Raw genomic sequence first — 23,014 nt, forward strand, 5'->3', positions numbered from 1 at the left:
CCGCGCGGATCCTGCTCACGAGGTGCGGCGGCCGGCCAGGCGTACGGCCTCCTCCACCGGTCCGCAGACGTCGCACCGCCAGACCCGCACGGCGCCGTCACCGTGGGCCGTCACGATCTGGCGGCCGTCCGGCCGGAAGGCGGCGCTCTCGACCGTCGCCCCGGCGCCCTCAAACACCACCGGGTCGCCCTGCCCGTCGGCGCGCCACACGCGGGTGGTGCCGTCCTGGCCGGTGCTGACCAGGAGACGCCCGTCGGAGCTGAAGGCGACCGACCAGGCGAAACCGTGGTGCCCGCGCAGCACCAGAGGGTCGCCGCCCCCGAGCGGCCAGACCCGCACGGTGCCGTCGTCGCCGGAGCTGGCCAGGCGGCGGCCGTCGGGACTGAAGGCGACCGACCACACGAGCCCCTCGTGGCCGCGCAGCAGACGGGGCGGGCCGCCGTTCTCCGGCCAGAGGCGGATCACCCCGTCGCGGCCTCCCGTGGCGATCCGGCCGGCGGCGTAGGCGACCGAGCGCAGGTAGTCGCGGTCGGCGTGGCGGGACCAGACGGCTGTGCCGGTCGTCGTGTCCCACAGGCGCACCGTCCCGTCGGTGCCCACGCTGGCCAGGCGGCGGCCGTCGGGGCTGAACGCGACCGACCACACCTCCCGGAGGTGGCCGCGCAACACCATCGGAGGGCCGCCCGCGAGCGGCCGGACGCGGACCGTGCCGTCCTCCTTGGCGCCCGCGACGCGGTCGGCGGTGACGGCCACGTCGAGGGTCTCGCCGCCGTCCTCGCGGAACACCACAGGACCGGGATGGACCCGCACCGCCCCGTCGGCTCCCGCCGTGACCAGGCGTCGGCCGTCGGGCGTGAAGGCGGCCTCCCACACCGCTCCCCGGTGGCCGGGCAGGGTGTGCGGGCCGGTGACGTCCCACAGGCGCAGGCTGCCGTCCTCGCCCGCGCTGGCCACCTGGCCGCCGACCATCGCGACCTGCCACACGGCCCCCCGGTGGCCCCGCAGGACGAGTGGCTCGCCGCCGCCGCCGGGGTTCCAGAGGCGGACCGTGCCGTCGTCGCCCGCGGTGACGAGACGGCCGTCGCCGGTGAAGGCGACGTCCTCGACGGTGCCCCGGTGACCGCGCAGCACGATCGGATCCGCTGACCCCGTCAGCCGCCAGACGCGGGCCGTGCCGTCGATGCCGCCGCTGGCCAGGCGCTCACCCGCAGGGTCGAAGGCCAGGCCCTTCGTCGCCGCCTCGTGGCCGCGGAGGATCTCGGGCTCGCCACCTGCCACCGGCCAGATCCGTACCGTGGCGTCGTGGCCCGAGCTGGCCAGCCGGGTTCCGTCGGGGCTGAAGGCGACGTCGACCGTGGTGCCCTTGTGGCCGCGCAACACCCGCAGTCCGCCGGTACGCAGGTCCCACAGCCGGACCGCGCCGTCGTCGCCGGTGGCCGCCAGGTGGGTGGCGCTCATGGCGATGTTCCACACCCCGCTCGGGTCTCCCTTGAGGACGCGGGCGCCGGTGGGGGCGTACAGATGGATGCTGCCGTCGGCGCGGGCCACGGCCAGGCCGGGCGGACCGAAGACCGGGCTGCGGGCCTCGCCCGGCGGGCCGTCCAGCAGGCGCGGGGGAGTGGGCTCGACCCCGTCTCCCCTCCGGGTCCACAACCGGACGTGGCCGTCGGAGGAGGTGGCGGCGATCGTGTCGTCGTTCACCGCCAGCCCCATCAGCCGGGCGGGGGCGCGCAGGACCAGCGTGCGCCGGTCGTCCACCAGTGCCTGGCGCAGGACGGACTCGGCCTCCGTCGTGGCGGCCGTGGCCATCGCCCGCCGGGCCATTTTCAGCCCTTCGCGCGGGTCGACCCGGAGCTCACTGCGCGCCTCCGCGGCCAGGGCGCGGGAGATCGCCAGGTCTCGCTGCGCCCCGGCCTCGGCGGCCTGGACGAGCGCGCTGGTGGCCAGCAGCACGAGCCCGGCGGCCACACTGAGGACGACGGTCAGCACGCTGCGGCGCCGGCTCTTCTCGCGGTCCCTGGCCGCGGTCAGGAACGCGCGCTCGCGGTCGTTGAGGTCGGCGGTCTCCTCCTGCCAGGCCGCCAGGCGGCCGCCTCGGTAGAGCAGGGCCGGGTCGCGGTCATACCGCTCCCACTCACCGGCGGCCTCGGTCAGCCTGCGGTGCCGCAGCAGGGCCTCCCGGTCGGCCATCAACCAGGAGCGCAGTCTCGGCCAGTGGCTCAGCAGCGCCTCGTGGGCGATCGTCATCGTCTCGGCGTGCGAGGTGACCAGCCGGGCCGCGATCAGCCGGTCGAGCACGTCGCCCGAGCCGGCGAGCTCCGCGCGGGAGGCGTGCCTGCGGGTGTCCTCGGTGCCCTCTCCCAGGGCGGTCAGCCGGAGGAACAACGTTCGCACTTTCGGGCGGTCCCGGAGGGGGAGCGCCTGGTAGATCTGCTCGGCGCTCTGGCCCACGGAGCCGCGCATGCCTCCGGCCGCCTGGTAGCCGGCGAAGGTGAGCAGGTCGCCGCGGCGGCGTCGCCACGTCTCGCGCAGGGCGTGGGAGACGAGCGGGAGCGCTCCGGGCTGGTTCCTGGCGTCCCCGACGACGGCCTCGACGAGCTGGGCCTCCACCCGGCCGCCCGCGGCCTTCGCCGGGCCGACGACGGTCCGGCGCAGCTCGTCGTCGTCCATGGGGCCGATGAGCACCTGCCGGTCCTTCAGCGCGGCGACGAGAGGGGCGTGGTCGGAGATGCGCGCGTAGAAGTCGGCCCGTACGGCCAGCACGACCTTCGGCGCGGCCAGGAGCACGTCGATGAAGCGGCGGCGTTCGTCCTCGTCGGCGCAGAGCGTGAAGATCTCCTCGAACTGGTCGACCACGATCAGGGTGTCCCCGGCGAGCTGGCGTGACGTCAGCCGTACGGAACCGGGGTCGCCCAGCGCGGAGCGCACCGTGCCGGCGGCGAGCCCATGCCGGTCGGCCAGCACGAGCGCGATCGTGTCGAGCGGGTGGGCGCCCGGTGTCAGCACGACGGCGGGCCGCTCCAGGGCCGGCAGCAGGCCCGCGCGCAGCAGCGACGACTTGCCCGAACCCGAGGCGCCGAACACGGCCAGCAGGGGAGCCTCCGCGAGCCGGGCGACCAGCTCGGCCACCAGTCTCTCCCGGCCGAAGAAGAACGCCGCGTGCTCCCGGTCGAAGGGCATCAGGCCCGGATAGGGCGGATCGCCGTCCTCCGAGGGGCCGGGGTCGGCCAGGTCGCGCCAGCGCTCCTCCCACTCGCCGGGGTCGCCGCCGCAGGCGGTGACGTACGCCAGCGTGACCGGCAGGCTCGGCAGCCGGTCACCCGAGGCCGCCGCGGCCAGCGCCGTCACCGAGAAGTGGGCCCGCGCCGACAACGTCCGGTAGCTCGGCCGCCCCGCCTTCTCACGGAGTTTCCGCAGGTCGTCGGCGAACCTGTGTAACGGGGACGCGTCCGGGTCGAGGTCGCGCTCTGGCCGTCCCATCGTGTCCCCCGTTCGTCGGCTACTCGCGCGGGGCCCTCCTCGCACAACCGACGGCCATGACGGCCAGCAGGGCGGTCCCCAGCGCCACACGTGTGGCCGCGAACGCCCCGTCCACGGAGACCACCGCCGCCGGCGGTTCCGCACCGACCAGCGGAGGCCCCCACACGCCCGCTCCCTCGGCCAGCAACGAGGTGCCGGACACCGACAGCGCCGCCGCCGGGAGCTGGTTGGTCGCGTCGAGGACGACCAGCAGCACGACGACGGCGAAACGGGCCGCCGGTGTCGACAACCACATCGCCGCAAGCTGCCCAGAAGCGAGCACCAGGAAACCGCCCGCCAACGGGCCGGCCGCCGTCACGACGGCCACCGTCCCCACCGACGGAGCGTCGAGGCCCATTCTGACCAGCGCGTATCCGGCCAGGACCAGCACCACGGCGGCGTAGACGGCGTATCCGGCCAGGAAGCCGGCCAGCCCGTCGACGGCGGCCCGGCCGCCGCCGAGCTGGGCCAGCCGCCAGGTCCGCCGCAGGCCGGTGACGCCCCAGACCCGTTCCAGCAGCGGGGTCAGCACGAACAGCAGGACCGGCACGCAGACGGCGTACAGGCGGGCCAGGCCCCACGTGCCGAAGTCGGCGCCGATCTCGGTGGCGCCCCCGCCGCCGAAGCCGATCCAGAGGGCCAGGCCGAGGACCGCGCCCGTGAACACCAGCCAGCCGGGGTGCATCCCCCGCAGGTGGAAGGCGAACATCAGCGGCCCCCGGTGATCGCGAGGTAGGCGTCGGTGAGGCTCGGCTCCGCGGGTTCGGCCCGGGGAGTGGCGCGGTCGCCCGTCCACCGGGCCCGGAGCCCGTCGGCGGTGCGGCGCACGGAGGTGACGAGGGGCAGCCCCGACAGGTCGGGCACCTCCGCCGTCCACACGGCCGGGGCGCGCTTGAGCAGCTCGGCGGGTGAGCCGTCGTGGACGACCCGGCCGTCGTCGAGCACCACGACCCGGTCGGCCAGCGCCTCCACGTCGGAGATCACGTGGGTGGAGTAGACGATCAGCTTTCCGCCGGCCGACGTCGCCAGGTGATCGGCGAACCGCAGCCGCTCCCACGGGTCCAGGCCCTGGGTCGGCTCGTCGAGCAGCAGGACCGGGGTGTCGGCGGCGAAGGCGTACACCAGGCCGACCCGCTGCCGGGTGCCGCCGCTCAGCGTGCCCAGCGGCGCGTCGGCGACCGAGGTGAGGCCGAACACCTCCAGCAGCTCCTCGATCGCGGCCTTCCTGCGGCGCAGCCGCAGCAGGTGGCGGATCAGCGTCCGGGCGGAGACGGCCGGGTCGAACCGGGGGTCCTGGGGCAGCAGGGTGGCGGCCTCACGCAGCGCACGCCGCGAACGGCCCAGCTCACGGCCGTTCAGCGCGAGCCCGCCACCGGTCTGGACGGCCAGTCCGGCCAGGATCGACAACAACGTCGACTTGCCCGCGCCGTTCCGGCCGAGCAGGGCCACCACCCCCTCGTGCAGGCCCAGGCTCACCTTCGACAGGGCGGGCCGGGAGTAGATCTTGTCGAGTTCACGCAATTCGATCATCGTTGGCGGCCTCCCGTGAGATCCAGGACAGATGGGCGCAGTCCGCCGGCCGGAATCGGGCCAGCACCGCCGAGGCCACCCCGGCGGCGGCCCACACCATCGGGACGACCGCCCGGTCGTGCGTCCAGCCGGTGAGGGTGGCGTCCACCCCCAGAAAGGCCGCCTCCGGCAGCAGGTACGGCACCGCCACCACCGCGCCGGTGATCCCGGTCGTCACGGCCATCGCGGCCGACGGCGCCGGCGCGAACCGGGTCACGACCACGTTGGCGGCGCAGACCGCGAACACCCCGCCGTTCAGCGCCGGCAGGAACAACGACGGGAACGGCTCCCCGGACACCCCGCCCAGCCCGTACGCCGCCGAGGCGACGGCCGTCAGGCAACCGAGGAGCGGGACCGCCTGGTCCCGCCACCAGCGACCCCGGACGTCGGCCACCGAGGCCAGCCGGTGGTCCACGCCGGCATGGGCGGAGCCGTACGACATGACCATCGCCACGCACACCGGCGCCAGCCAGGCCATGATCCAGTGCGCGCCGAGCGCGGCCGTGGAGACGCCGGGAGGCGGGGAGCCGTACCCGCCGAGTGCCCAGCCGACCGCGAGCGGCAGGACGGAGACGGGGAGGGCGAGCGCGCCCGCGCGGAAACTCCGCACGGGGCGCCCTCCCGTTCGGGACGAGATCATCAGGTGATGACGCAGTGCCGGATGAGCTGGTTCGCCGAGCTGTTCGCGCTCTCCCAGCCGTACGCGTCGACCGTCCACCGGCGGCTGCCGGTGACCCCGCCGTTGTGCGCCTTCTTGGCCACGACGCCTGCCGCGGCCTGGGAGGCCACCACGTAGTTCCGCTGGGCGCCGTCGTACTTCAGGTACCCGTGGATCTTCATGTAGGCGTACCGGTACTGGTTGCCGAACCTGGCCCGGTTCGCGCCGCTTCCACCGAAGTCGACGTTCTCCGAGCCCCAGAGCCGGGTGCAGATGGTGTTCAGGTAGGAGCTGGACCCCCACGCGAGCACGGACGGGGCGCTTCCGAAGAAGACCCCGACCCCCACCATCACCGCGACCAGCTTGGCCGCGCGTCTGACGTGCATCGTGCTGTTCCTCCTCCGCTTGGGTGGCGTACGGAGGACTGGTCTAGCCGGGGCGGGAATTGTCCAGTAAGCACGTGGCCGCGTGGACAAACAAATCCCGGTTCACCTGATCTCGTAGGCCCTGATGACGGTCTCGCTGAAGGCGTTGCCGCCGGTGTCGGCGACCTTCACCCGCAGGGAGGCGAAGCGCCCGCGCGCGGCGGCCGGGTGCCGGGTCTCGGCGGCCCAGGCGTCCTTGCCCGCGGCGTGCACCCGCGTCGACTGCCAGGTGCGGCCGTCGTCATAGGAGATCTCGACGCTCGGTGTGCGCACCTTCAGGGCGGGGGAGCCGTTCTGGCGCTGGAGCCGCAGCGGGATGCGCATCCGGCCGGCCTCGGCGCGGTTGCGGTCGTCCAGCTCTGGGCTGATCTTGACCGACAGCAGCGGCAGCACCTGCCGGGTGCCCGGCTCGGGGGTCTTCGAGCGGAACGTCCACTCGGCGTCCACCCGGGTGGAGAAGCGGGTCATGGCGGCGGCCCGGTCGGCCGTCATGGTGATCCGGTACTGGCTCTCCCCGGCGTCCGCGGGCACCTCGACGGTGCCGGGCAGGTGGTTGGCGGTGAAGATCTCCTTGCCGTCGCGGTGGAGCGTGGCCCGGGGGTTCTGGTACTCGCCGAAGGAGTACCGGCCCGGTACGGCGTCCTCGAACTGGCCGGTGGCGAACTGGAGCAGGTCGCCCTCACGCCACGAGTCGGCGGTGGGGCTCAGCGAGGCGGCGAAGACGCCGGAGTTCCAGCGGTCGGAGCTCTTCTGGCCGGCCCGGAAGGACGTCATCTGGCCGAAGAAGAACTGGTCGATGTTGTCCCAGGCGTCCAGCGCCTTGTACTGGATGAACGACGGGTACCAGGTGGTCTCGCCCGGCGTGTAGTACTCGGTGCGGCGGAACGGCAGCGGGAACGTGGACAACGAGCCGTAGGGCATCCACGCCAGCTCCTTGCCGTACAGGACGGGAAGGGCGAAGTGCTCGCCGTGCTTGCCGTCCTGCTGGGTGGCGTACGTCGAGGTGACCTCGGCGAGGTCCTGGCGGCGCGGCCGGTACCCCGGGTCGGCCGGGATGCCCGGCTCGGCCTTCATCAGGTGGTACCAGTACGGACTGGCGTCATAGCCGTCGCCGTTCGGCTTGGCCCACTGGGTCCACCGGTAGTAGGCGAACTTCTTGCTCGCCATGCGTCCCGACGGGATGGCCTTGACGCCCTCGACGCGGTCGGCGTCGCGGGCGAGGTCGACGTCCACGCCGAAGGGCTGTTTGCCCTCGACGAGCTGGAGCATGCCGACCATGCCCATGGCGAGCCGGGCCGTCGGTTCCTGGGTACGCACGTCCACCGGCCGGGCCGCGCGGGCGTCGGCGGCGATGACGCGGTCGGCGTTCAGGGTGAACTCGGGGTCGGCGGCCATCACGAGCGTGCCGTCGTGGTCGAGCATGAGCGTGACGACCGTGTAGCGGTGCCCCTTGGGCAGCTTGAGCTCCAGGCTGCCGCCGGAGACGTCGAGGTTGGTCTGCTCCTCGGTGTCCAGATCGATCACGCCGGCGAAGGCGACCGAAGCGGGCTTCCGGTCAGAGCCGGTGAAGGTCAGCCTGACCCGCCGCTTCTCCGGTTCGACCCGCATGCCGATGCCGGTACGCACCGACACCCCGTCGCCGGTGGCGATGACGGTGCCGCTGTAGCGCCCGATCGCGGACGCCTTCGAGGTCACCGCCACCTGCGCGGCGCCGTGCGCGGGCACCTCCACCGAGGTGGCGCTGAGCGTGAACGGCGTCGCCGTCGCGCCCTGGCCGTCCTTGGCGACAACGCTCAGGTTCAGCCGCACGGCGGCGTCGCCGTCGTTGCGGTAGGTGAGCGTGCGCTCGGCGGGCGGTACGGGCAGCTCGAAGTCGCCCATGGTCAGCGCCGCAGGCTCGGAGGTGACCTGCTGGGTCACCGCGCGGGCGACGTCCACCCGGCCGGAGCCCTGGACGTAGGCGCCCAGTTCCTCGCCGGGCGCGGTGGAGGCCATGAGGGCGGCCTTGATGTGGTCGGCCTTCCAGTCGGGGTGCAGACCGGCCAGGATCGCCGCCGCGCCCGTCACGTGCGGGGTGGCCATGGACGTGCCGTTCATGGCGGTGTACGAGTCGCTCCCGGCCAGCGCCGCCACGATGCCCACGCCGGGGGCGATCAGGTCGGGCTTGACCGCGCCGTCGTCGACGCGCGGGCCGGTGCTGCTGAAGTCGGCGACGACGTCGGCGTCACGATAGGACGCGCCGACCGACAGGGCCCGGTCGGCGCTGCTCGGCGAGCTGAGCGTCTGCGGTCCCGAGTTCCCGGAGGCGACGACGAACAGCGTGCCGTACTTCTCGGTCAGCGTCTCCACGGCCTGTTCGAGCGGGTCGTCGCCGGGCGCGTCGGGGCTGCCGAGGCTGAGGTTGGCGACCTTCGCGCCGTTCTCCGCCGCCCACGTCATGGCCTCGATGACGCCGGAGTCCGGGCAGTCGCCGCTCTGCCCGCAGACCTTGCCGATCATCAGCTTCGCGCCGGGGGCCACGCCCTTGTGCGTGCCGCCCGAGGCGGCGCCGGAGCCCGCGATGGTCGAGGCGACGTGGGTGCCGTGCCCGTTCAGGTCGCGGACGTCCGGCTCGGAGGTGAAGTTGGCGGTCTTGACGACCAGGCCCTTGAGGTCGGGGTGGTCGGGGTCGTAGCCGCTGTCGAGCACGGCCACGCTGACGTCCTTGCCGGTGTGCCCGGCCGCCCACGCCTGGGGCGCGCCGATGTGCGGCACGCTGACGTCGAGCGACAGCTTGGCCTTGCCGTCCAGCCAGATCTTCTCGGGCGCGGCGGCGGCCCTGGCCTCGGCGGTCAGCGACTTCCACAGGGTGCCCGCCGAGGCGCGGGGCTCACGCTGAGCCATCGCGTTGATCGCGGTCAGCGGGCGTCCGCCGGCGACGCGCAGACCGGAGACGTCGGCGCCGTAGCTGACGATCAGCGGGAGTGCGGGGCTGGCGGCGTCGTCGTACCCGAACGCGGTGAGCTGGGTGACGTTGAACAGCCGGGGGTCGAGCCTGCCCTCGGCCAGCGGGCGCATCGCGTCGACGGGGACGACGCTGAGGCCGTCCTCGCCGCGCCGGTGCACAAAGGTGATCTTCTCCCGGCCGGGGCCGGGCTTGACGTCCAGCCGGGTCTGCTTGTCGGGGAGCGGGCGGAGGGTGACCGTGTCCCCGGTGATGAGGGTGATCGTCTTCGGGGGTACGGGGGCCGCGGCGGGGGTCGCCTGAGCAGGGGCGGCGGCCGCTACCAGCGCTGATAACACAGCGCCGGTGATGAGGGTTCGCTGTAGCACGACCAGATTTCTAACTGTCTGTTAACACTGCTGCCAATGGTGCTCATGTGGCCTATTGCGGCAGCCGCCGGAAGTGGCCAAGATCTTCCCATGCTTGAGGTGCTGGGCATCAGCGTGTTCGACGAGCGGATCTACCGGGCGGTGCTGGCCTCTCCCGGCATCACGGTGCAGGAGCTCGTCGCCAGGAGCGGCGAGAGTTCGGGCCGCATCCAGTCGTCGCTGACGAGACTCCAGGCCAAGGGCCTGATCAACCGGCTGTGGGGCCGCTCGCCCCGCTGGACGGCGACCAGCCCGGGGAGCGCGATCCGTTCTCTCGTCCGCGACCTGCAGGGCGAACTGGACCGGATCACCGACACGGCCGAGGAGCTGGAGACCGCCTTCCGCGCCGTCGGCCAGGATCCCGACGACATCGGCCAGTTCGAGGTGCTGGCCGGCCCCGAGGTGCTCGCCCGGTGGTACCGCCAGGTGCAGCAGGAGGCCAAGGACGAGGTGCTCACCTTCGACCGCCCGCCCTACGTGCTGGACTACCGCAACCCCGTCCAGAGCGACCGCCTGCGCGACGGCGTCCGCTACCGGACCATCTACGCGCCGGAGGCCTTCCAGCACGAGGGCGCGCTCGACCAGCTGGACGACATGCTCAAGGTGGGCGAGGAGGCGCGGGTGCTGCCCGGCCTGCCGTTCAAGATGGTGCTCGCCGACCAGCGGGTGGCGATCATGCCGCTGCACCTCCACCTGCACCAGCCGTTGAGCCGCAGTGTGCTGATCAGGGGATCCACCATGGTCGTCGCCCTGGTCGAGCTGTTCGAGCGCATGTGGAGCGAAGCGGTGCCGATGTACCCGCAGGCCGCCCCGCCCGCCACCCCGCCCGACTCCGTGCCCGAGCCGACCGGCGACCGCGCGCCGGAGGAGGACGGGGAGCACCCGGACCTCGACCTTGAGGACCGCCGCCTGCTGGCCCTGCTGGCCGCCGGCCTCAAGGACGACGCCATCGCCCGCCAGTTCGGCACCAGCCCGCGCAGCCTCCGCCGCCGGCTGCGCCACCTCTTCGACGAGCTCAACGCCGAGACCCGGTTCCAGGCAGGCGTCCAGGCCCGCCGGCGCGGCCTGGTCTGAGCGGTCGCTCAGGCCGGCCGCGCGATCTCGTCGATGAGAGCGGCCACCGAGGACGCCGTCTTCAGAGGCGGCCGGTTCGACTTCGGCGAGCGGGCCCAGGAGTCGCTGCTCGACGCGCTGCCACCGGTGATCCACGTGCCCGGCGGCACGTCCGCCGCCGGGCCGCCGGCGGCTCCGTCCATTCCCGATCCGCGCCCTGATCGAGCTTCATGTAGCCGCGTTCGGTGTCTGCCTGGACTAGCAATAGGCATCCTGCCCGTGGGCTGGGACCGGGCTTCGCGAGGACATCGACTCTGCGTCTTGCAGAACGCCGAACTTCTCTCACTCGTGCCGATCACGGGCCCACGAGATGCCTGACGTTTCGATCCCACCACGTACACGACAGAAGACCTCACCGTGCTCGGCATGCCGGGGTCTGCTTCTTCGCACGTCAACCCCCGATAACGACAACGATCGACACATCCGACAAAGAATGCCACCAAACCACATTAAAAAGCTTCCAATACCCCGGAATGGTTTGTTTTGCGGCAAATGGGATCAATTTGGATAAATCTGGAAGAACTATGTGTCTAGATTGAGTGGAGATAAGCCGTGAGGGAAGGGCGAGATGGTCAATAGCGCTGGCGAAGACGGCATCGCCGCTCTCACCGTTGCCTTCGAGCGCTTCCTGGCCGGCGAGCCCGTCGAGAGCGCCGTTCGCGACGGCGTGCTGGCGTCATGGCGGCGGTGCCTGCGCGGGGGCATCACGCCCGACCACATATCCATCGTGTTCCACCCGGACATCGACACGGACGGCGAGTTCGTCTTTGCCGCCGTACCTGTGCTCGATCAGCTGGAATCCCAGGTCTCCGGTATCAAGGTGGCGGCGGCTCTCGCCGACGAGCGGGCGAGGATCCTGCGGCTGCGGGCCGGGGAACCGGCGGTCCGCACGTGGCTGGACCGGCTGCCGATCCAGCCCGGCCTCGGGTTCACAGAGGAGGCCGGTGGCACCAACGCGCTCGGCACCGCACTGGCCGAGCGACGTCCGGCGCTCATCCGCGGCAGGGAACACTTCGCCGACGCGCTGCGCACGCTCGCCTGCGCGGCCGCTCCCATCCGCGACCCGATCAGCGGCCGCATCCGCGGCGTCCTCGATCTGGCCTGCCCGGACCGGTACGCCGATCCGGCGATGCTCGCCCTGGTCACGACCGCGGCCAGAAGCATCGAACAACGTCTGCTCGAGCAGAACTCCGAACGGGAACAGGCGTCGCTCCGGGCCTTCCTCCACGCCAGGCGCCGGGCCCGGGGGGCGGGGGTCACGCTGGTGGACAGCGGCTGGCCGGACGACGCTTCCGCCGCCTCAACCGTGTCCGCGGACGACCGGCTTCGTATCCTGGAGAAGGCCGCGGAACTGAGCTCGGCCGAGCACGTGGGCGTCGCGATGGTGCCGCTGTCGCAGGGCCGCACCGCCCTGCTGCTCAGCCGCCCGGATGGCACGCACCGCACCGCGGTCGAGGCCATCGTGGACTGCGGCGCGTCCCGGCACGTGACATCGGTCTCGTGGCCCGGTCACCGGCCACCCGTCCCACCCGTCCCGGCCGCCCCGGACACCGCGACCGACGGGTGGCTGCTCGCCGTGAGCGAGCCCGCCATCGGCCGGCTCGCCCTGCAGGCACGCGCACGACTCAGCCTGCTGTGCGAGGCGGGTTGCCGGATAGGCACCACTCTCGACGTGACCCAGACCGCGAAGGAACTGGCCGAGGTCGCCGTCCCGCGGTTCGCCGACTACGTCGGCGTCGATCTCTCCGACCGCGTGCTGCGCGGAGAGGAGCCCGCCCCCATCTACGCGGGGCTACGCCGGGTCGCCCTCAGGGGCGTCACGAAAGGGTCCTGCCTGTATCAGGCCGGGGCGCTCATCCACCCGCTCCCGTCCACGCCGCAGGCCCGCAGCGTAGCCGCCGAGCAGCCGATACTCGAACTGGTGCTGGCCACCAACCTCGGCTGGATGGCACAGGATCCCGAACGCTGCCAGCGGGTCTGCGCGCACGGCATCCACTCCCTCATCGCGGCGCCGATGCGGACCCGCGGCATCACCCTCGGAATAGTGAACTTCTATCGCTCCGAGGTCAGTGACGCGTTCGAGGAGGACGACCTCTCCCTGGCCGAGGAACTGGTCAACCGCGCGGCGGTGTGCGTCGACAACGCCCGCCGCTACACCCACGAGCACACGATATCCACCGAGCTGGAACAGGCCACCACGTCACTGAGACAGTCGCTCGATCGTCAGCGGCGCTTCACCACCGACGCCTCTCACGAACTGCGCACTCCTCTGGCCGGGCTGCGAGTCCAACTGGAGGAAGCAGGACTCCACCCCGACGAGACCGACCTCGCCGACCTGCTCCGGCACGCGCTGAGCGATGTCGACCGGCTGCAGGCCATCCTCACCGACCTCCTCCTGCTGGCCCGGATCGGCGACGCCCCGTCCACCACCCTGGAGCACGTCGACCTCGTCGAACTCGCCGAAACCGAAACCTCGCGCCGGATCGGCGACCCCCACCCGACCCGACTCGATCTCACCCCCGGTGTGCTGGCCAACGGCGTCCCCATCCAGATCTACCGGGTGCTGAACAACCTGCTCGACAACGCGCAGCGGCACGCCGCCCACGCCGTCGTGGTAGGGGTGCGACGCAGCGACGGCATGGCCGAACTCAGCGTCACCGACGACGGTCCGGGGGTTCCCCCAGCGGAGCGCGAGCACATCTTCCAGCCCTTCACCCGGCTGGACACCGCGCGCAGCCGTGACATCGGCGGCACCGGGCTCGGCCTGGCCATCGCCCGCGACATCGCCCATGCCCACCACGGCACCCTGCGTGTCGAGGACGCGCCTCCGAACGGAGCGCGCTTCGTCCTTCGCCTCCCACTCGCCGACCCATGAAACGGCCGTGGAAAATTGATTACCCTTTGACCGTCAATGAGAATAATGATGCCATTTGTCAATATTATTGAGATACGTGCTTAGTCGGAGGGAGCTTTGGGAGCGAGTCGAATGACAGGCGTCGTGGACTTGGAGCGGTTCCTGGACGGAAAGCTCACAGCGAGCGAAGTACGCACTCCGATCTTGAATTCGTGGCAGCGGTGTCAGGCCGCGGGGCTCACTCCCGACACCGCCCGCCCACGCCAGTTCAACGATCTGGACTTCGACTGCGAGCTGGTGCGCGCGGCCCGGCCCGTGTTCGCGCGGCTGCAGACCGCAGTCGCGGGCACCCCGACGGGCATGTTCCTGGGCGATGCGACGGGCGTGATGTTCCTGCGCAACGTGGGCGAGAAAGCCCAGGCCAGGAACCTGGACGCGGTCGGCGCCGCCCCCGGCTTCAGCTACGCCGAGCCGGACATCGGCACCACCGCCTTCGGCTCGGCGCTGGTGGAACGGCGAACCTGCCGGGTCGTGGGCAACGAACACTTCTCGGCGAACCTCCACGGGCTCACCGCCGTGGCCACACCGATCCGGAACCCGCTCAGCGGGCGCATGGCCGGCGTCATCAGCATCACCTGCCCGGCCGCCAGGGCGAGCAGGGCGATGACGGCCCTGGCCCGGCAGTCGGCCACCGGTGTCGAGCAGCGGCTGCTCGAACTGAGCAGCGAACACGAGCGTGCCCTGATGGAGGAGTTCCTCCGGGCGAAGAGGCTCAGAGCCGGAACCCCCGTACCGGGTTCCGCGCCCGGGGACCTGTGCCACCACGATCGGCTCACCCTGGAGGACGCCGCCGTGCGGCTGGTCGCGCAGGGCAGGGGAGCGGTGGTGGACGTCACCCTCTCCGATGGCCGCATCGCCACGCTCGTGGCCCAGCCGATGAGCGATTCCCCCGGCATCGCGGTAGAGGTCTGGTTCACCGCCGGCTAGCGCCGGGTTCACCGGAACACATCGAAGCGCCGGATCTCCGCCCGATGGCGACGGGCGAGGCCGATCCACGGCCCGTTTCCGCCGTATTCCGGTGGCACGTAGGAGATTCGGTCCGTTCTCCCTGCTTTTCGTCGCTCGCGCCATCGACGCCGCGCAGATCGCATCCCGATCACGCGGATTACGATTGCCTCCCGATCAGAGGAAACAGAATGGCCCGGGAAGGCGATCTTCGTAAAGCACTCGTCTCGCGACGTGTGCTGTTGTTCTGCGGCGCGGGAATCAGCATGGATCCGCCCTCGACCCTTCCCGACTGGCACACGCTCCGGGACGAGACCCTCCGCGCGATCGCGGGTCGTGACCCCTTTCTGGCGCCTCACCTGGAGACTCTCCTCGGCCTCGAAATGCTGGCCGACCCCGCGAAGCACGGGTTGCCACCGGAGGTCGTGGCCTCGGTGCTGAGCGCGGCGACCCCTCGGTATTTCCAGTCGCTCCGATCGCTCGACCACGGATTCGTCAACCACAATCACCGCCTGACGGCCGCCGCGGCGGCGCACGGTCTGGTCCGCCATGTGGTGACCACCAATTTCGACCGGCTGCTGGAGCTCGCCCTCGAAGAAGGGGGCGTGCCGTTCCGGGTATACCGGACCGACGAGGAATTCGGCGCGTACCGCGACGACCCCGGCTTCGTTCACGTATTCAAGATTCACGGTTCTCTCGACATCCCCGAATCGATCATCGCCCGAGTGGAGGACGAGGGACGTGGCCTGGCCGGTCCGAAGGCGGTGGTCCTCCGAGAACTGTTACGGGATTTCCTCTTCGCCTTCTGGGGATACAGCGGAGCCGATCTGAAGGTCGACCTGGACTACCTGCAGATGGTCACGATGGCGCCGCAGGCGCGCGGCTTCGTGTGGAACCAGCACGCGGCCGACGGCTTCCGCGAGCCGGTCAACCCGCACGTCCAGCGACTGGCCGCCCTCTACCGCCGCCGGGGCGTCGTCGGCTGGGGAGTGGTCCCGGCCGCCCTGAACGCGGCGCTCCCCCCGCACGACCGGGTCGACCTCCGGCCGGGCACGGCCGATGAGATCGCCGCGCACCGCCAGGCCCGGACCGCTGAGCTCACGACGTCGCTGGCGGCGTGGGCGTCGGAGTCGCTGTCCGCCGAAGTCGCGCTGCTCGTCTTCGGCCGTCTGCTGCGCAAGGCCGGGGAGGTCCAGTCGTCGGCGAGCTGCTTCCTGAAGCTGTACGAGAGAGGGACGCCAGCCGACGACCTGAGCATCACCACCCGAGCCCTGACCGAACTGGGCGAGCTGTACGCGGAGGCCGGAGAAGGGCTCGTGGCGGACGACTACCTGCAACGCGCCAACGAACTCGCCCGTTCGGCGGGCGACATCGTCACGACCCTCCAGACCGCCGTAACCCGGGGGATCCGGACCGCGCGCAGGGGGCAGCCGATCCCCGCGCTGCTGCGCTACGGGTTCGCCGAGCACCTCACCCGATGGGAAGGCTCCGACACCAGCCGGCGCCAGATCAGCATCGGCCTCGCCGACGTGCTGGTCCAGCTCCAGGCCCCTGAGGCAGCCCTGGAGCGCTACCAGTCAGCCGCCGGAGAGGCGCACGCGGCGGGCGCGAAGGAGGAACTCGCGGAGATCCTCTACCGCATCGGCGTCTTCTACGAGGAGAACGGCGACCCGGCGGCGGCTGCCGTCCACCTCGAAGAGGCGGTGGAGCTGGCGACGTGGCTCGGGTCGCGGTGGAGCCGCGACACCTACCGGCTCCGGCTGGAGTCCCTCACCGGCGCGGCCGGACGCGGCGAGACACTCGACCGCGTGGTGGCCGATTCACTGCGGGTCGGCAACGTCCACATGGAACAGCACGCGCTGGTGGACGCGGTCGCCCTGCGACCCGACGGAGAACACGCTGAGGAGATCCTCGCCGCCGCCGGGGATTACGCCGCCAAATTCGGCGACGCCACTCTCACCGCCAAGGTCCTGATCGCCCGCACGCGCGTCCACACCGGCGGCGAGGCCTCCGCCGATCTCGTGGACGCGATCGAAGGCGCCCTCCTCGGCCACTATGGCCTCGGCTCACCGGAATCGGTGGCCCGGCTGTCCGGGTGGCTGGTCGACACGCAGTGGCCCGACCTGGGTTCGGAAGCCCTCACCTGGCTCGAACGCGCGGTCGCGATCGGCCTCAGGGCGCAGCGGGTCGACCCCGCCCTCATCGACAAACGCGAAGTCGCGAAGGGGCGGCTGGGCAGGGCCGGCTATCCCGCAGACTGGGCTGCCTTCACCGCGGCCCTCACCTCCGCGTGGCCGGGCATGACCGGCGAGCTCGCCGCCGTCGCCCGCGAGTGGAGGGTGTCCACCCGCCGGCTCGGAAAGGCGGGACGACGATTCGCGGGCACCTTCGGGCGCTGCGTCGCGGTCATGCGGAAGATCGCCGTCCGGGCGAAGAAGAGGCGGGAGGCGGGCGACGCGGAAGGAGCTCTCACCGTCCTGCGCGCGCTGCGGGACACCGCGGTGAAGTTCGGCGACCCCCAGCTCGCCGCCACGTTGTCCAACGAGATCGGCCACTGTCTCCTCGACCTGGACCGGCCCGCGGAGGCGGTGGGCGCCTACCTGCACGCCGCCCAGTCCGCCGCGGACGCCTCGGACCTGGCCGAGTCGGTCGACGGTCTCTACAACGCGGGACGCGCCCACGAGGAACTGGCCCGATGGCCGGAGGCGGAGCTGAACTACCAGCTGGCGCACGACCAGCTGCTGGTCCGCCCGGACCTGCGTACTCTGCTGAAGATCACATTGGGCTTGGGTGAGGCGCGCAGACATCTGGGCGACAACGTCCGCGCGAAGGACGCCTTCGGCCAGGCCGAGATCTACGCCCGCGCCCTGCGCGACGAGCAGCTCATCGAGCAGGTCGTGACGCGCCTGGGCAAGGTCTGCTGGGACCTCGGAGAGTTCGAGATCTCGATCCGCTACCGCGAGGAGAGGCGTGGCCTGTGCGAACGCCGTGGCGAGAACGGCGCGGCGACCCTCATCTCCCTCCTGATCGCGAACACCTACCACGAGAAGCTGCGGCGGCCCGGCGATGCCCTGCCGTTCTACCGCCGCGCCCTCGAAGGGACCCCGGATCCAGACGGCACGGTGCGGGAGCGGATGCTGCGCTGCGAGCGCGACCTCGCCGAACGGCCGCCTGAGACGCGGCTCCTCGACCTCCTGCGCCGCCACGACGGCCGGCCCGCCGCGCTGGCCGTCAGGTTGGCGCTCGCCACCGACTTCAACGTCTGGCACTTCGAGCTACGCAGTTTCTGCGCCTGGTACGAACGTGTCTGGGACGGCCGGATCCCGCCGATCGTCGGCGGCGAGCCCCGGATCCCGGTATGGGCCCTGATGGCGATCAAGCAGCTCATCGCCTTCGCACGCGCGGACCGGCTGCGTGGAGAACCATCCGCCGCGATCGCGCTGCTGGACCTGGCGCAGACCTTCGCCGACGCGTTCGACATCCCTCAGGGCGCGTACGCCGTACTGACCGAACGGGCCCGGCAGAGCGGGCCGGAAGACGCCGCCGACCACCTCAGGGAAGCCCGGACGATCAGGTCGGACTTCCGGAAGTGGGCGCGCGATCAGCGGGCCGACGTGGTCGTCACCGGAAACGGCCATGTCATACCGGCGTGGTCCCAGCTCGGCGTTCTCCTGGTGGAACACGGTAAGGGGATCGTCTCGCAGCCGCGGCTGCGTGTGGTGACGACCTTGGTGGAGGCGGCGCAGCTGTACTCGTTCGAGCATCCGCTGTGGCGCGGGCCCAGGCGTTTCCGGCGTACGCGGGGCAAGAGCCGGTGGAAGTCACCCTGACCGCGGTCGCCCTCGCAGGATGGCCCGTTCGGCCGGAGGTCGCATCGTCCGGCCTGGGCCTGACCAGCGAGGCGCGGATGGGGAACGTCTTTCGTCCTGCGTGGACCGCTGATGAGCAGCCGGCGGCGAGCTTTCCGTCGATCTGCCCGGCCATCGTCCGCACCCTAGCCTGAGGCCATGACGAAGAACTGGCCCGACGTCCGCCGATACTTCCTGAGCGACACGGTCGCCCATGTCGCGACCCTCCTGCCCGACGGTGCGCCCCACAGCGTTCCCGTGTGGGTGGGGGTGGAGGGCGACCTGATCGCCTTCTTCTCGCTTGCAGGCTCGCGGAAGGCGCAGAACCTCGAAGCCGACCCCCGCATCGCCCTCTCGGTGACCGGCTCGGACAACCCCCTCGACATGGCCACCGTGCGCGGCCGCGTCGTGCGGCGCATCGAGGGGGACGCGGCGCTGCCGATCGTCGACCGGATCGCCGAGCGATACACCGGTGAGCCGTATGACATCCGCGAGGGTCTGGTGGCCTTTCTCGTACAGCCGGAGGTCTGCTGGGCCCGCGACTACAGCGCCGAGTAGAAGGGACCTCCCGGGGCGAAGGCGTGGTCGGTGAACCGGCGGCCGATGAGCTGATGCGTGGCGGTGTCGGGGTGGAGCGCGTCGGGGAGGGGGTGCTCGGCGGCGTCCGCCTCTCCGTAGAGCGCGGTCCCGTCGAGGTAGTGGAGGTTCGGGTCGTCACCACGCCGCTCGACCAGGGAGGCGAGCGCGTCGCGGATCACGCGGAGCGTGAGACGTCCCAGCTCACGGTCTCCGGGCCGGCCGGTCGCGGTGAAGCGGACCTGGTCGGTGCCCAGCGTCGCCGGGTCCACGGCTCCCGGTCCCGGGGTGTCCTCGTGGATGGGACACAGGATGGGGGAGATCACCAGAAGCGGTGTGTCGGGGTGTCCGTCGCGGATGGTGTCGAGGAAGCCGTGGACGGCGGGGACGAAGGCCCGCAGCCGCATGGCGTCGAGGTTCACGACGTTGATTCCGAGCTTGACGCTGATCAGGTCTGCCGCGGAGTCACGGATGACGCGGGCGGTGAACGGGTCGACCAGCGCGCTGCCGCCGAGGCCGAGGTTGCGCAGTTCGACGCCGGCGCGTCGGGCCGCGACGACGGGCCAGATCTGAGTGGGTCCGCTCGCGTTCGAGCCGTGGCTGATCGAGCTGCCATGGTGAACCCACAACGGGCCCTTCGCGTCGACGGGACGGACGGGCTCGTCCGTCCGCAACTCGACGAGCTCAAGCCCCTCGTTGTGCGGCAGCCAGATCTCGATGTCCTTGTCACCTGGGCCCAGACGCTGGAACGACACCGTCTGGGAGGGACCCGGCCGGAACCGCGTCGCCCCCGTTTCGAGGTCGACCTCCACGAGATCGCCGTCGGCCAGTCGCACCTCCGCGACCAGTTCTCCGTCGACGACGAGATCGATCCCTCCGCGCGGCCGATCCGCGCCCCGATAGGCGACCCGGGTGGGATGCACGACCAGCTCGATCGTCCGCGCCGCGGTCGTGAACACGAGACGGGCGCCGGAGGGCTGCGCCTCCATCATCGACAGCTGCGGATCCGGGAACTGATCGCGCACCCGGCCGGGCAGCCGGTGGAGTCGGACGCCTCGCGGGGTGCGTTCAAGCTCGGCGACGCCCCGGACGAGCCGGTCGTCCACGGCGGTAATGATCATGGTCGTGCTCCTTCGGAGGGCGCGGGCCAGGCCCGCAGAGCGGCGTCGAGGGCGTCGATGATCCGATGCCAGGAGACGGCGGCGGACGGCCGGCTGTGCGCGAAGCCGCCGTTGCGCTCGATGCGGAGATAGCCGTTGACGGTGCTGCCGATGAACCGCACGGCGTGGACGTGCTCGCTCTCCGGCAGCGGATAGCCACGCAGGACCGCGGCGGTGAGGGCGACGATGTCGCGCGCGCCCGCCGACCGGGCCGCTTCCTCACCCACAGGGCGCTGCAACGCGTCCCAACGGCCCGGCGATTCGCGCGCGTAGTCGCGATGCGCGTCGGCCAGCGCCTCAAGGGCTGACCGTCCGGCCCGCCCCGCCACGGCGACCGACACCCGGCTCGCCAGTTCGGTGAGGGCCAGGACCGTCACACCCTCCAGCAACGCGTCGCGGTCCTGCACGTGTGAATACAGGCTGGGGCTCCGCACTCCGAGCCGGCGGGCGACGGCGGACAACGTGACCGAGTCGAATCCCGTCGCGTCCGCAAGGTCGGCGGCCGCCTCGACGATCGAGGCCGCCGTCAAAGGGATTGCCTTCATGTCGTCATGATATGCCTAACACCATTAGGCTATGACCTAAACCCAGTAGGCATCGCCCCACGGTGAAGTTCTTGGTCCACACCCTCGCGGCCGCCTGCCTGGGAGACGTACACCAGAAACTTGGATCAGCCGGGGACGTAGTTGTGGACCTTGACGACCCGGTCGTGGGACATGGTGAAGACACAGGCGGAGTCGGCGCCCGCGCAGGCGCCGGTGATCCAGTCGACTTGGCCGTCGGGGACGGTGATGGTCACTTGGGCGCCGTCGGGGATCGCGAAAGAGCAGGCCACGGCTTCGCCCTGACTCTGCGCGCAGCCGCCCGCGTCGGTTCCGTCGTGGCTGACGGTGACGGCGCCGTAGACCCCGACGACGCGGACGGTGAGCTCGTGGTCGGGCCGGACCATGACCGCTTCCTCCGGGGGTGCGACGGGCGTGTCGACCGGGGTGTCCTCAGATGGGGGCTGCTCGGGCTCCGGCGCCTCGACCGGGGGCTCGACCACGGGCGGCTCCGCCCCGTCCTCGTTCGTCACATCCTCGTCCGCCACGTCGACGTCCGTCGTGTCCTCGATCGGCTCGTTCTGTGCGGGCTCCTCGTTCGGGCGGTCGTCGTGGGGTGGTTCCGCCAGCTGGTCGGGCTGCTCGTCCGGGCCTTCCTCGCGAGGTCGGTGAGCGGTCTGCTTCGTGCCACGGGAGGCGGCGGCCGTGGGCCGGGTCTCCGGGGCGGCGCGAGGCGGAACAGGCCCCGGAGCCGCGCTCTCCGAGGTTGAGGGGAAGGCCGCCTCGTAGATCTGCTGCGGGTGCCCGGTGGCGAAGAGAAAGCCCAGCAGCGCGAGCATCACGAGCCCGGCGGGGAGCTTGGGAACCGGCCGGCGCGGGTCCCGCGAACGGGGGCGGGTGCGGCCTGTCTTCGGAGCAGGCGGTCTGTTCTTGTACGTCGTCCTCGCCGGCATACGCGTTTCCGCCGAGACCAGCCGGAGCCGTTCCTGGATCCGGCGCAGCCCCTCCGGCGTCAGCAGGAAAGGGGAGGCGCGCAGCGCCTGTCGTACCCGCTGGGGTTCGGTCTCCCTGCAGGCGGAGCAGGAGAACATGTGTTTCACCACGAGCTTGAGGTCCGTGGGCGGAATCCGGCCGCCGGCGCTCCGCTCGGCGGCTCGGCCGACGAGGATCGTGAGATCCGGGCACGATCGGGTCGCCAAGTGATCGTGGAAATACACCCTCAGCGCGGCATAGAGCTGTCTGCGCCCTTCGCTGCGTGCCTGGTAGTCGGAGTCGCGGGTCCCGATGACGGTCGTGGCCGTGCCTCCGGGGTGCCAGGAGTCCATGAAGGTCGCCCAGGTGACCATTCTGTTCTTGGCCGGGAGCTCCCGCAGCGCCTTGACCACGATCTCGATCGCGTCGTGGTCGAGCAGGGATTCGACCGGGTCGTGTTCGGGATTCCGGTCCAGGAATTCACCTCGCTCGCCGAGCGGCTCCTGGGTCAGCCGTATTTTGATGCGTTCGGCCAGCAGGGTGTTGCAGATGTTTCTCGCGGCTTCACCGGCGTATGCCGGGAAACTGGCGATGGTCGCGGCTTTTCCGGGCTTCCGGATTGTCCGATAAATGCGCAGCGCGGTCTCGCTCACGGCGTCGTCGACGAGGTCCGTGTCGGATTTCAGAATGATCCGGCACGTCCGGCGGACCACCGCTTCGTGCCGCCGCCAGAGCGTTTCGAATGCCTCCTCGTGCCCCTCGCCGGAGGCGATGATCTCCAGTAGATCGCGATCAGACATGGGCGCCGTCCCTCTCCTCCTCGGCGGGACGAACCCGTCGGCAGGCCGTCATGACCCGGTCAGCCGCCCGCTTGAGCAGCCACCACACGAGCGCGATCACCACCTCCGCCACCAGGGCGGACAGGATCGACCACAGAATCGACGCGATGCCGTTGGCGTCCATCGGCGGTTTCGTCTCCCCTCGGAACCGTGGGGCGTTCTCGCCCCGACGATTCAGACCGGGCGGACTGACGAAATCTAAGGATGGCCGGACAGGGGGGTTCGGTACGAGACGGCAGAACGTACACATCAACATGTTTGTCACATACGGCTAGAGCTGTCGCACGGAAGTGCGGCCGGACACGCTCAGCACGACGTACCCCGAAGAACCCGTACATTCACCCAGAAAACATGGAGTGAAGGGCGGGCAGTTCCTTGCCGGAGGTGCACATCGCACCACCGACGACCACTGGCGATCCGTTTTGTCGAATGGTGATCACTCGACGAGCTCTGGAGAATGGCAGGGTGCTGACCGAAACAGCCTCGGAGGTGGCCGTTCTTCGTATGTCTCGTGCTCCTGACTTCGATCGTCGCCCACACCCTGGTGTTCGACGTTCCGCACTGGCGCAACGCCGAGAAGCCG

Annotated in this window: 16 protein-coding genes; 5 read left to right on the forward strand and 11 right to left on the reverse strand. The window is 71.1% G+C overall.

The features are described from left to right. Nucleotides 1–15: 15 nt before the first annotated feature. The 6 genes from AW271_RS22770 to AW271_RS22795 all read right to left on the reverse strand — a co-directional run bounded on the left by AW271_RS22770 (nt 16) and on the right by AW271_RS22795 (nt 9,453). Nucleotides 16–3,480, reverse strand: coding sequence for an nSTAND1 domain-containing NTPase (locus AW271_RS22770; RefSeq protein ID WP_062339413.1), 3,465 nt, complete (start codon nt 3,478–3,480; stop codon nt 16–18). Nucleotides 3,481–3,499: 19 nt separating this feature from the next. Beyond that, nucleotides 3,500–4,228 (reverse strand): hypothetical protein, encoded by a 729-nt coding sequence (locus AW271_RS22775; RefSeq protein ID WP_062339414.1) that lies wholly within the window; start codon nt 4,226–4,228, stop codon nt 3,500–3,502. Continuing rightward, entirely contained in the window at nt 4,228–5,049 is an 822-nt protein-coding gene (locus AW271_RS22780) for an ABC transporter ATP-binding protein (protein WP_063818072.1), read from the reverse strand. The genes AW271_RS22775 and AW271_RS22780 overlap by 1 nt, the downstream gene beginning before the upstream one ends. Then, entirely contained in the window at nt 5,033–5,698 is a 666-nt protein-coding gene (locus AW271_RS22785; RefSeq protein ID WP_062339416.1) for a hypothetical protein, read from the reverse strand. The genes AW271_RS22780 and AW271_RS22785 overlap by 17 nt, the downstream gene beginning before the upstream one ends. Nucleotides 5,699–5,727: 29 nt before the next feature. Further along, complete coding sequence (locus AW271_RS22790) at nt 5,728–6,132, reverse strand: hypothetical protein (protein WP_062339417.1); 405 nt, start codon at nt 6,130–6,132, stop codon at nt 5,728–5,730. A 102-nt stretch (nt 6,133–6,234) separates the two neighbouring features. After that, nucleotides 6,235–9,453, reverse strand: coding sequence for a S8 family peptidase (locus AW271_RS22795; protein WP_062339418.1), 3,219 nt, complete (start codon nt 9,451–9,453; stop codon nt 6,235–6,237). Nucleotides 9,454–9,573: 120 nt separating this feature from the next. Between AW271_RS22795 and AW271_RS22800 the strand changes: the two genes are divergently transcribed. After that, nucleotides 9,574–10,596, forward strand: coding sequence for a TrmB family transcriptional regulator (locus AW271_RS22800; RefSeq protein ID WP_062339419.1), 1,023 nt, complete (start codon nt 9,574–9,576; stop codon nt 10,594–10,596). 8 nt (nt 10,597–10,604) lie between these two features. On the opposite strand, the gene AW271_RS41140 is transcribed toward AW271_RS22800, so the two are convergent. Then, nucleotides 10,605–10,778 (reverse strand): hypothetical protein, encoded by a 174-nt coding sequence (locus tag AW271_RS41140; protein WP_157554508.1) that lies wholly within the window; start codon nt 10,776–10,778, stop codon nt 10,605–10,607. 425 nt (nt 10,779–11,203) lie between these two features. Between AW271_RS41140 and AW271_RS22805 the strand changes: the two genes are divergently transcribed. The 4 genes from AW271_RS22805 to AW271_RS22820 all read left to right on the forward strand — a co-directional run bounded on the left by AW271_RS22805 (nt 11,204) and on the right by AW271_RS22820 (nt 18,900). Continuing rightward, entirely contained in the window at nt 11,204–13,510 is a 2,307-nt protein-coding gene (locus AW271_RS22805; protein WP_062339420.1) for an ATP-binding protein, read from the forward strand. 111 nt (nt 13,511–13,621) lie between these two features. Beyond that, the gene (locus AW271_RS22810) at nt 13,622–14,476 is read left to right on the forward strand and encodes a GAF domain-containing protein (protein WP_500784380.1); all 855 of its coding nucleotides are present in this window, start codon (nt 13,622–13,624) and stop codon (nt 14,474–14,476) included. A gap of 284 nt (nt 14,477–14,760) precedes the next feature. Continuing rightward, nucleotides 14,761–18,324 (forward strand): SIR2 family NAD-dependent protein deacylase, encoded by a 3,564-nt coding sequence (locus AW271_RS22815; RefSeq protein WP_169806382.1) that lies wholly within the window; start codon nt 14,761–14,763, stop codon nt 18,322–18,324. 177 nt (nt 18,325–18,501) lie between these two features. Beyond that, nucleotides 18,502–18,900 (forward strand): TIGR03618 family F420-dependent PPOX class oxidoreductase, encoded by a 399-nt coding sequence (locus AW271_RS22820; RefSeq protein WP_062339423.1) that lies wholly within the window; start codon nt 18,502–18,504, stop codon nt 18,898–18,900. Here the strand turns inward: AW271_RS22820 and AW271_RS22825 are convergent. The 4 genes from AW271_RS22825 to AW271_RS39955 form a co-directional block, all read right to left on the reverse strand. Beyond that, nucleotides 18,885–20,039 (reverse strand): GDSL-type esterase/lipase family protein, encoded by a 1,155-nt coding sequence (locus AW271_RS22825; protein WP_062339424.1) that lies wholly within the window; start codon nt 20,037–20,039, stop codon nt 18,885–18,887. The genes AW271_RS22820 and AW271_RS22825 overlap by 16 nt on opposite strands. Next, entirely contained in the window at nt 20,036–20,623 is a 588-nt protein-coding gene (locus AW271_RS22830) for a TetR/AcrR family transcriptional regulator (protein ID WP_062339425.1), read from the reverse strand. Before AW271_RS22830 ends, AW271_RS22825 begins: the two co-directional genes overlap by 4 nt. Nucleotides 20,624–20,748: 125 nt before the next feature. Continuing rightward, nucleotides 20,749–22,392, reverse strand: a complete 1,644-nt coding sequence (locus AW271_RS22835) for an RNA polymerase sigma factor (protein WP_062339426.1) — start codon at nt 22,390–22,392, stop codon at nt 20,749–20,751. Beyond that, nucleotides 22,385–22,555, reverse strand: a complete 171-nt coding sequence (locus tag AW271_RS39955) for a hypothetical protein (RefSeq protein ID WP_157554510.1) — start codon at nt 22,553–22,555, stop codon at nt 22,385–22,387. The genes AW271_RS22835 and AW271_RS39955 overlap by 8 nt, the downstream gene beginning before the upstream one ends. Nucleotides 22,556–23,014 lie beyond the last annotated feature (459 nt).

The sequence above is a fragment of the Herbidospora sakaeratensis genome, from assembly GCF_001570525.1.
Taxonomy (GTDB): domain Bacteria; phylum Actinomycetota; class Actinomycetes; order Streptosporangiales; family Streptosporangiaceae; genus Herbidospora; species Herbidospora sakaeratensis.

Coding starts and splice junctions, on each gene's coding strand:
- AW271_RS22770 (WP_062339413.1), bottom strand. CDS start 3,480: ATGGGACGGCCAGAGCGCGACCTCGACCCGGACGCGTCCCCGTTACAC.
- AW271_RS22775 (WP_062339414.1), bottom strand. CDS start 4,228: ATGTTCGCCTTCCACCTGCGGGGGATGCACCCCGGCTGGCTGGTGTTC.
- AW271_RS22780 (WP_063818072.1), bottom strand. CDS start 5,049: ATGATCGAATTGCGTGAACTCGACAAGATCTACTCCCGGCCCGCCCTG.
- AW271_RS22790 (WP_062339417.1), bottom strand. CDS start 6,132: ATGCACGTCAGACGCGCGGCCAAGCTGGTCGCGGTGATGGTGGGGGTC.
- AW271_RS22800 (WP_062339419.1), top strand. CDS start 9,574: ATGCTTGAGGTGCTGGGCATCAGCGTGTTCGACGAGCGGATCTACCGG.
- AW271_RS41140 (WP_157554508.1), bottom strand. CDS start 10,778: ATGGACGGAGCCGCCGGCGGCCCGGCGGCGGACGTGCCGCCGGGCACG.
- AW271_RS22805 (WP_062339420.1), top strand. CDS start 11,204: ATGGTCAATAGCGCTGGCGAAGACGGCATCGCCGCTCTCACCGTTGCC.
- AW271_RS22810 (WP_500784380.1), top strand. CDS start 13,622: ATGACAGGCGTCGTGGACTTGGAGCGGTTCCTGGACGGAAAGCTCACA.
- AW271_RS22815 (WP_169806382.1), top strand. CDS start 14,761: ATGGATCCGCCCTCGACCCTTCCCGACTGGCACACGCTCCGGGACGAG.
- AW271_RS22820 (WP_062339423.1), top strand. CDS start 18,502: ATGACGAAGAACTGGCCCGACGTCCGCCGATACTTCCTGAGCGACACG.
- AW271_RS22825 (WP_062339424.1), bottom strand. CDS start 20,039: ATGATCATTACCGCCGTGGACGACCGGCTCGTCCGGGGCGTCGCCGAG.
- AW271_RS22830 (WP_062339425.1), bottom strand. CDS start 20,623: ATGAAGGCAATCCCTTTGACGGCGGCCTCGATCGTCGAGGCGGCCGCC.
- AW271_RS22835 (WP_062339426.1), bottom strand. CDS start 22,392: ATGTCTGATCGCGATCTACTGGAGATCATCGCCTCCGGCGAGGGGCAC.
- AW271_RS39955 (WP_157554510.1), bottom strand. CDS start 22,555: ATGGACGCCAACGGCATCGCGTCGATTCTGTGGTCGATCCTGTCCGCC.